The 9609-nt window shown below is 61.7% G+C and carries 7 protein-coding genes; all 7 read left to right on the forward strand.

The genetic code is table 11. The features are described 5' to 3' along the window. Positions 1-2: 2 nt before the first annotated feature. The 7 genes from gspK (at position 3) to ACM6IN_RS08455 (ending at position 9537) form a co-directional block, all read left to right on the forward strand. Positions 3-971 (forward strand): type II secretion system minor pseudopilin GspK, encoded by a 969-nt coding sequence (gene gspK / locus ACM6IN_RS08425; protein WP_414915772.1) that lies wholly within the window; start codon positions 3-5, stop codon positions 969-971. Further along, the gene (gene gspL, locus ACM6IN_RS08430; protein WP_414915773.1) at positions 968-2146 is read left to right on the forward strand and encodes a type II secretion system protein GspL; all 1179 of its coding nucleotides are present in this window, start codon (positions 968-970) and stop codon (positions 2144-2146) included. The genes gspK and gspL overlap by 4 nt, the downstream gene beginning before the upstream one ends. Continuing rightward, the gene (gspM, locus tag ACM6IN_RS08435; protein WP_414915774.1) at positions 2139-2684 is read left to right on the forward strand and encodes a type II secretion system protein GspM; all 546 of its coding nucleotides are present in this window, start codon (positions 2139-2141) and stop codon (positions 2682-2684) included. Before gspL ends, gspM begins: the two co-directional genes overlap by 8 nt. After that, the gene (gene gspD, locus ACM6IN_RS08440) at positions 2681-5047 is read left to right on the forward strand and encodes a type II secretion system secretin GspD (protein WP_414915775.1); all 2367 of its coding nucleotides are present in this window, start codon (positions 2681-2683) and stop codon (positions 5045-5047) included. Before gspM ends, gspD begins: the two co-directional genes overlap by 4 nt. Before the next feature lie 151 nt (positions 5048-5198). After that, positions 5199-6605: a type II secretion system ATPase GspE gene (gene gspE, locus ACM6IN_RS08445; protein ID WP_414915776.1), complete on the forward strand. Its 1407-nt coding sequence runs from the start codon at positions 5199-5201 to the stop codon at positions 6603-6605. Further along, positions 6605-7816, forward strand: a complete 1212-nt coding sequence (gene gspF, locus ACM6IN_RS08450) for a type II secretion system inner membrane protein GspF (RefSeq protein ID WP_007918198.1) — start codon at positions 6605-6607, stop codon at positions 7814-7816. The genes gspE and gspF overlap by 1 nt, the downstream gene beginning before the upstream one ends. A gap of 611 nt (positions 7817-8427) precedes the next feature. Beyond that, a complete protein-coding gene (locus ACM6IN_RS08455) occupies positions 8428-9537 on the forward strand; it encodes a substrate-binding domain-containing protein (protein ID WP_007918196.1) in 1110 nt (369 codons plus the stop codon). The last annotated feature ends 72 nt before the right edge of the window (positions 9538-9609 follow it).

Below are 9609 nucleotides of genomic sequence, written 5' to 3' on the forward strand. Positions count from 1 at the left end.
CCATGAACAGCCGCTCGCCTGAGGGGGCGAAGCAACAGGGCATGGCGATTATCAGCGCGTTGTTGATTGCGGCCGTGGTGGCGGTGATTGCGGCGGGCATGTTGACGCGCCAGAGCGTGTCGACCCGGGCGCTGGAGGCGGATCAGCAGCGCGTGCAGGGGCGTTGGCTGGTGCAGGGCGGGTTGGAGATCAGCCGTCAATTGTTGTGGGACGCACGTCAGCGCGATCCGTTGACCCGGCTCGATCAACCGTGGGCGCAGCGGCTCTCCGCGCAAGGTTTTGAAGGGCGGCTGGAGGATGAGCAGGGCAAGTTCAACCTGCGCAATCTGGTGGCCAACGAGCGGGTTGATGAGGCGCAGGTGGCGGCGTTTCAGCGCTTGTGTGAGTTGATCGGGGTCAGTGCCGGGTTGAGTCAACGCATCAGTCAGCGGGTGATTGCTTCGTACCCGCGACTGCTGAATGCGCAGGTTGCCGAGGCGCCGAAAAACGGTTTCGACAGTGGTCGCGCCACTTCGCCAAACGCTTCACGCAAACCGCAGAATCCGACGTTGCCGATGCTGCCGATGCTGCGCAGCATCGATGATCTGCGCAGTGTCGACGGCGTGAATGAGGCGGTGATGGGCAAACTGGCGCCGTACCTGACGGTGATCCCCGCGACGACTTGGCTCAACGGCAACACCGCCACCGCGCCGGTGTTGGCCGCGTATGTGCCGGGGCTGTCGCTGGAGCGCGCGAATGCACTGATTGCCGAGCGTGATGCCGGGCGCTGGTTTATCAACCGTGGCGATTTCGTTAACCGCTTGCGCCTGCCGCAACTGGAGCTGACCAGCGTCAAGGTCGGCATCACCAGTGACTGGTTTCGCCTGCGCGGCGAGGCGCGGCGCGATCAGCGGCGGGTCAGTCTTGAGGCGTTGCTGCATCGCAGCCAGGACCGCTTACCGCAGGTGATCTGGTCGCGGGTGGGCGTATGAGCCAGTTGAAAGTGGCGTTGCCGCCCTTGGCGGAGCTGGATCTGCACAGTCAATTGCATTGCGCCTGGCTGGATCGTCAGGGCCAGGTCACGCGGGAAGAACACCTCAGTCTGAGCCAGTTGAGCCAGCAATCGAAACTGCCGCCGCTGGTGTGTTTTCTGCACCCGGCTGACAGCCTGTTGGCGAGTCTCGATTTGCCACCGCTGCCGGCGAACAAGATTGTCGCGGCGGTGCAGTGTGCGGCGCAGGCCTTGATGCTGGGCGACAGCAGTGAGATGCACATCGCGCACAGTTCGCGGGACGAGGCCGGGCAGGTGCAGATCGCCTGGGCGCCTCGGCAGCAGTTATTGAGTTTTGGGCAATTGCTGAAAAGCGCTGGGCTGAACCTGCGCGGTCTCTATCCGGCGCCGTACCGTTTGCCGGTGCTGCCCGGCACCGTCGCGTGCGTGCAGGACGGGCATTTATTGCTGCGCGATAGCGTGCAAGTGGCGCGGGTGCAGCCGTTGTTCGATGACGGACTCGACGGTGTTGTGTGGGAACCGGGCATCACTTTGCACTGGATCGGTGATCAACCGCCGCCGGGCGCTGAACTGCCGATGGCGGAGGCGCAGCGTTGGACTGGGCCGTTGCCCGGTTGGGGGCTGCATGGCGCGGTCCAGCAACAAAAAACCGGGCATCGCGGCTGGGGCAGGGCAATCGCCCTGTCAGCGTTGGCCGTGGCTGTTTGGGTGATCGGTTTGAATCTGTATGCCGCCCGTGAGGCGAGTCAGGGCCAGCAGCTGAAAGCCCAGATGAACCTGCGGGTAAAGCAGGCCTTTCCCGAGTTGCCGGTGATCCTCAACCCGTTGCAACAGGCCCGTCAGCAATTGGCGGCGCGGCAAAAGGGCGCGGCGGATGATCCGGCGCAGACGTTCAATCGTCTGGTGTTGCAGGCCGGTAGCGGTATGCCGTCGATGGCCGGCAGTGTCGAGCGGCTGGTGTTTGTCGACGGTGCCTTGCAACTGAGCCTGCTGAGTGAAGCCCGTCGTGGCGGCAATGATCAGGAGTGGCAAAGCACCTTGGCCCAGGCCGGCATCAGCGTCACTGCCGATGACGAGGGTTGGACCTTGCGTCCGGCCACTGAAGCCAGCCCAAGTGAAAGCGATGACAGCGGCGGAGCAGAAGAAGATGAATAAAGCCTCGCTCGCGCTCTACCGCGCCAAATGGCAACGCTTTAACGCTCAGGTGCAAGCCCGATGGCAGCCGTTGGCGTTGCGTGAAAAACGCATGGTTGCCGGCATGGCCATAGCGCTGATCGGCCTGCTGCTGTGGGTCGCGCTGATCCAGCCGCCGCTGAGGAAAATCACCTATTGGCAAACCGAGACGCCAAAGCTGCGCGCGCAGACCGAGGCGCTGGAAGTGCTGCTGCGCGAAGTCAGCGTGCGCCCGGACGGGCAAAGCGTGGCGCAGTCTCTGGAGCAGACCCTTCAGGCCAGTGGCCTGGCGGGGCATTACCAATTACAGGAGGCACAGGGTGCCTGGCAGTTGACCTTCGACGCGGCGCCGGCCGATGCCGTGCTCGACTGGCTGTTGAGCAACCCGGCACAACTTTCTCTGCAAGTGGTCGAGGCCCGTTTGCAACGCGCAGACAACCCCTCGACCGAAGTCACCGCCGGCACTTTGTCAGGCACCGTTCGCATGGATCAGGCGCTGGGCGCTAAGGAAGCTTCATGAAGGGGTCAGGATCCAAACCGGCACGTCTGGCGTTGCCGATGTTGCTGATGGCGTTGAGCGCGTGCAGCAACACCAGCACACCGCAAAACCAGCCGCCATTGCTGGTCGACAGTGAACTCGGGCGGCCGCTGGCCAATACTCAGCGCAGCGGCGACGCGGTGCTCGACCGCGAACGCGCACAGGCGCAGGCGCGACCGGCGCCCAAGCAATTGCACAACATCAGCAAGAGTACGCGCAGCGGTGCGGCGTCGTCGGGTATCGCGTTGCCGAGCAATCCGTTGGGCGATCAACCGGTGACGCTGAATTTTGTCGACGCTGATATTCAAGCGGTGGTGCGCGCGTTGTCGCGGTCGACCGGGCAGCAGTTTTTGGTCGACCCTCGGGTCAAGGGCACGTTGACCCTGGTCTCGGAAGGTCAGGTGCCGGCGCGGCAGGCTTACGACATGTTGCTGGCGGCGTTGCGTATGCAGGGTTTCAGTGTGGTGGATGTCGGCGGTGTCGCGCAGGTGGTGCCGGAGGCTGATGCCAAGCTGCTGGGTGGGCCGATTTACAGCGCTGACAAACCGGCCGGTAACGGCATGCTCACGCGCACGTTTCGCCTGCAATATGAAAACGCGGTGAACCTGATTCCGGTGCTGCGGCCGATCGTGTCGCCGAACAACCCGATCAACGCCTATCCGGGCAATAACACCATCGTCATCACCGATTACGCCGAGAACCTGACCCGCGTTGCGCAGTTGATCGCGAGCATTGATTCGCCGAGCGCGATTGACACCGATGTGGTGCAGATTCAGAACGGCATCGCCGCTGACATCGCGCCGATGGTCGCGGATTTGCTTGATGCGCCGGGCAATGATCCGACGCAGAAAATTGCCGTGATCGGTGATCCGCGCTCCAACACCATCATCATTCGCGCCGGCAGCCCGGAGCGCACGGAGCTGGCGCGTAATCTGATCTACAAACTGGATAACGCGCAGAGCAATCCGAGCAATTTGCATGTGGTTTATTTGCGCAACGCGCAGGCGGCGAAACTGGCGCAGGCCTTGCGCGGTTTGCTCACCGGCGAAAGCGACAGCGGCACCAGTGACAGCGCGCGTTCGGTGCTTAGTGCGATGGGTGCAAGTACTGGCGGCAGCGCTGGGCAGAACGGCCAGAGCGGCACGCAAAGCAGCGGCACGACATCGACCAGCAATAGCAGCGGCAGTGCCGGTGGCAGTTACGCACAAGGCAGTGGCGGCACCAGTAGCAGCGGTAATCAGGCGAGCGAACAAAACGTCGCCTTCAGTGCCGGCGGCGTAACGATTCAGGCCGACGCCACCACCAACACCTTGCTGATTTCCGCGCCGGAGCCGTTGTATCGCAACCTGCGCGAGGTGATCGATCTGCTCGACCAGCGCCGCGCGCAAGTGGTGATCGAAAGCCTTATCGTCGAAGTCGGCGAGGACGATGCCAGTGAGTTCGGCGTGCAATGGCAGACCGGCAACCTCGGCGGCAAAGGCGTGATCGGCGGGGCGAATCTGGGTGGTTCGGGGATCAACACCAACGGCAAGACCAGCATTGATGTGCTGCCGCAGGGGTTGAACCTGGGCTACGTCAACGGCACCGTCGACATTCCCGGCATCGGCAAGATTCTTGACCTGAAGGTGCTGGCCCGGGCCTTGAAAAGCAAGGGCGGCACCAACGTGTTGTCGACGCCGAACCTGCTGACCCTGGACAACGAAGCGGCGAGTATTTTTGTCGGCCAGACCATTCCGTTTGTCAGCGGCAGTTACGTCACTGGCGGTGGCGGCACCAGCAATAACCCGTTCCAGACCGTGACCCGTGAAGAGGTCGGTTTGAAGCTCAACGTGCGCCCGCAGATTTCCGAGGGCGGTACGGTGAAGCTCGATATCTATCAGGAAGTCAGCAGCATTGATGAGCGGGCTTCGGCCAGTTCGACGTCGGCGGGGATCGTCACCAACAAACGCGCGATCGACACCAGCATTCTGCTTGATGACGGGCAGATCATGGTCCTCGGTGGGTTGCTGCAGGACGGCTACAGCCAAAGTAACGACGCGGTGCCGTGGCTGGGCAGCTTGCCGGGCATTGGCGCACTGTTTCGCAACGAGCGCCGGGCGATTACCAAGACCAACCTGATGGTGTTCCTGCGCCCGTACATCATTCGCGACAGCGAAGCGGGGCGCAGCATCACCCTCAACCGCTACGACTTTATGCGCCGTGCGCAGGGCGGTTTGCAACCGGAACGCAGCTGGGCGATGCCGGACATGCAGGCGCCGCAATTGCCGACAGCGGCGCAGGGCGTACCGGCGGTTTTACCGGGGTCGGGTCCGCGCGCCACTATCAAAGCGGTGCCCATCCAATGATTCCGCCATCGCCTCTTGATCTGGAAAACCGATTTGTAGGAGCTGCCGAAGGCTGCGATCTTTTGATCCTGCTCTTCGACGGACCCAAACGACCAAAGATCAAAAGATCGCAGCCTTCGGCAGCTCCTACAGGGATTGGGGAGGGCATGAGATGAGTGCGCTGCCTTACGCCTGGGCCAAGGCGCAGCGGATTTTGTTGTGTGATGGCGTGCTGACCGTTTGCCCGTCAACGCCGGGCTGGTCGATCAGCGAGGCGCGGCGGCAGTTCGGTGCGACCACGATTCAACGCGTACGCGATGACGAACTCGACGGTTTGCTCGCCGCTGCCTATGCCGACACCGGCAGTGCGGCGGCAGTGGTCGGCGCAGCAGAAAACGAAGTCGATCTCGACCGCTTGATGCAAGACATGCCGGAAATCACCGACCTGCTCGACACCCAGGACGGCGCGCCGGTGATCCGCATGATCAACGCACTGTTGACCCAAGCCGCGCGCGACGAGGCCAGTGACATTCACATCGAACCGTTCGAAACCCATTCCGTGGTGCGCTATCGCGTCGACGGCACGTTGCGCGACGTGGTCTCGCCGCGCAAGGCCTTGCACGGTGCATTGGTTTCGCGGATCAAGATCATGGCGCAACTCGACATCGCCGAAAAACGCCTGCCGCAGGATGGTCGCATCGCCTTGCGCGTGGCCGGGCGGCCGATCGATATTCGTGTTTCAACGGTGCCGACCGGGCATGGCGAAAGGGTGGTGATGCGTCTGCTCGACAAACAGGCCGGGCGTCTGCATCTGGAAACCTTGGGCATGGACGCGCAGGTATTGGCCAAACTCGATCACCTGATCCGTCAGCCTCACGGCATCGTTTTGGTCACCGGGCCGACCGGCAGCGGCAAGACCACCAGCCTCTACGCCGCACTGGCGCGGCTCGATGCAAGTACCAGCAACATCCTCACCGTCGAAGATCCAGTGGAATACGACCTGCCGGGCATCAGCCAGATTCAGGTCAACGCCAAGATCGACATGACCTTCGCCCTGGCGCTGCGAGCGATTTTGCGGCAAGACCCGGACATCATCATGATCGGTGAAATCCGTGATCTGGAGACCGCACAAATCGCCGTGCAAGCCTCGCTGACCGGTCACTTGGTGCTGGCAACCTTGCACACCAACGACGCGGTGTCGGCGGTCAACCGCTTGATCGACATGGGCGTCGAGCCGTTTCTGCTAGCGTCGTCGATGCTCGGCGTGCTTGCGCAACGCTTGGTGCGGCGCCTGTGCAATCACTGCAAACAGGAACACCCGGCGACACCGGGGACGTGGCGCCCGGTCGGTTGCCCGGCGTGCAATCAAACCGGTTACAGCGGCCGCACCGGCATTCACGAATTGTTCTGCATCGACGACGATATCCGCACCCTGATTCATCAAGGGGCAGGGGAGCAGGCCTTGCGCGCATCAGCCGCCAAGGCCGGGATGTTCAGCCTGCGCGAGGACGGTGAGCGCTGGATCTGTAGCGGCGCCACCGCGCCTGAAGAAATCTTGCGTGTGACACGGGACGCCTGATGAATCGCTATCGTTTTGAAGCTGCTGATGCCACTGGCAAGATCGAATCCGGGCACCTTGAGGCGGACAGTCAAAGCGCCGCTTTCACAACATTACGCGGGCGCGGTTTGACCGCGCTGTCGGTGCACAAGGAAAGCAACGTCGCCCAGCACGGTGGCGGTGGACTGTTCAGCGCCAAACTTTCCGACAACGACCTCGCGTGGGCCACGCGGCAATTGGCGAGCTTGTTGGGCGCGAGTCTGCCGTTGGAAGCAGCGCTGAGTGCCACGGTCGAACAGGCCGAAAAAAAGCACATCGCCCACACCCTCAGCGCTGTGCGTGCGGATGTGCGCAGTGGCATGCGTCTGGCTGAGTCGCTGGCGGCGCGGCCACGGGATTTTCCTGAGATCTATCGCGCGTTGATTGCGGCTGGCGAGGAGTCCGGCGATCTGGCGCAGGTCATGGAACGGCTGGCCGATTACATCGAGGAGCGCAACAACCTGCGCGGCAAGATTCTCACCGCGTTTATCTATCCGGGCGTGGTTGGACTGGTGTCGATCGGCATTGTGATTTTCCTGCTCAGCTATGTGGTGCCGCAGGTGGTCAGTGCGTTTTCCCAGGCGCGGCAGGATTTGCCTGGGTTGACGTTGGCGATGCTAAACGCCAGTGATTTCATAAGGGCGTGGGGCTGGTTGTGTGCGGCGATCATCGCAGGGGCGTTCTGGAGCTGGCGTCTGTACCTGCGCAATCCGGCGGCACGTTTGAGTTGGCATCACCGGGTGCTGAAGTTGCCGCTGTTCGGGCGTTTTATTCTGGGCCTGAACACGGCGCGCTTCGCCTCGACCCTGGCGATTCTCGGCGGCGCCGGGGTGCCGTTGTTGCGTGCACTGGAGGCGGCGCGGCAGACCTTGTCCAATGATCGCTTGAGTTTGAGCGTCACTGAGGCCACGGCCAAGGTGCGTGAGGGCGTGAACCTGGCGGCAGCGTTGCGCGTGGAGAATGTGTTTCCACCGGTGCTGATTCATTTGATTGCCAGCGGCGAGAAAACCGGTTCACTGCCACCGATGCTTGAGCGTGCGGCGCAAACCCTGTCGCGTGATATCGAACGGCGGGCAATGGGCATGACCGCGTTGCTGGAGCCGCTGATGATTGTGGTGATGGGCGGGGTGGTGCTGGTGATTGTGATGGCGGTGTTGTTGCCGATCATTGAGATCAATCAACTGGTCCAGTAGCCGGTTTTTATGGTGTCTGATCGGGCCCCTTCGCGAGCAGGCTCGCTCCCACAGTGTTCTGTGTTGTGAAGTCAATTGCATTCGATCATTGAGAGCACTGAGTTGATCCAGTAGTGGTGTGTCAGATGTTTTTAGGGTGTCTGACCTGGCCTTATCGCTGGCAAGCCAGCTCCCACAGGTTCTTGTGTTGTGTCGCAGATCGCATTGACAACATGGCTCCTTGTGGGAGCTGGCTTGCCAGCGATGGGGCCAGTCAGGGCAACAAATAATCCAATCTTTTTTCCAGGACTTCAGCATCACCCGACCCTCAAAAGGTCCATCCTCGGGTTCTCCTTTCTGTCATCTGCAACCACCCGCCAACGCCTCCAGCCCGATTCAGCCAAACCCCCGCCCCAGACGCTGCGCAGCACCCGACAAACACCCGAGAAAATCCCTTCGGAAACACCTCACAGCTCCCGAGGTTTTTTCCTTTATCTGTCACCGGAAACTGCGAATTTCTCAGTGCGACTTAACCAAGGCCAGCGCTAGCGAGGGCCCCGGTGAGTCCTCCCAGTGTCATGCAAGCAACCCCGAAACCTGTGTTCACAACCCAGTTGAAAAGGAGATTCTTCATGTTCAAGCGCACTCTGATCGCCGCCTCACTGACCGTCGCCGCTCTGGCTTCCGCCCAGGCCATGGCCGCCAACGTTACCGGTGGTGGCGCGACTCTGCCTGCCGCTCTGTACAAAGGTTCTGCCAACAGCATTCTGCCAGCCAACTTCAGCTACCTGGGCACCGGTAGCGGCACTGGCAAAACGGCTTTCCTGACCAACAACTCCGCGCTGTTCAGCACCACCGGTTCGGTGCACTTCGCCGGTAGCGACTCGATCCTCAGCGCTACGGAAATCAGCACCTACAACAGCACCTACGGCGCTTCGTACGGCCCGCTGATCCAACTGCCTTCGGTGGCCACTTCGGTTGCCATTCCGTACAAAAAGTCTGGCCAGACCGCGCTGAACCTGACCAGCACTCAGCTGTGTGATGCCTTCTCGGGCGCCAAAACCACTTGGGGTGCGCTGTTGGGTACTGCCGACACCACGCCGATTCGCGTTGTTTATCGCAACGTTTCCAGCGGCACTTCGGAAATCCTCACTCGCCACCTGAACTCGATCTGCCCGACCAAGTTCGCCACCAACTCCACCTTCACCAACGCTCGCCTGCCAGCCGGCTCCGCACTGCCAGCGAACTGGGTGGGTGTTGCCGGTACGTCTGACGTCGCCACCCAGGTCAACGCCGTTGACGGTTCGATCGGTTATGTCGGTCCGGACGGTGTGAACGCTGCGAGCAACGCTGTTGTTGCCCGCGTCAACGGCGTGCAGCCAACCACTGCCAACGTTTCCCTGGCATTGGGTTCGGCCGCTCTGCCAGCCGCGCCTGCCAACCCGGCGCAGTGGGTACCGGTTGTGCCTAACCCGGCAAGCGGCTACCCGATCGTCGCTTACACCAACTTCATCTTCGGTCAGTGCTACAAGGATGCAACCGTGGCCAATGATGTACGCAGCTTCCTGACCACTCACTACAGCAACCCGGGCAACAACGCTGCCACCATCGCGCACAGCTTCACTCCGGTTCCAACCAACTGGAAAGCCGCTGTGACCGCCAACTTCGTCACCAACTCTTCGGGCAACAACCTGGACATCAACAACGCCAGCGTCTGCAACGCTATCGGTCGTCCTTTGTAAGCTTCGCTTCAGTCGCAATGCAATCGCAGCAGCCTTCGGGCTGCTGCTTTTTTTTGGACGATCTACTCCTCA

The sequence above is a fragment of the Pseudomonas sp. IT-P395 genome (assembly GCF_949767675.1).
In the GTDB taxonomy this organism is placed as follows: Bacteria; Pseudomonadota; Gammaproteobacteria; order Pseudomonadales; family Pseudomonadaceae; genus Aquipseudomonas.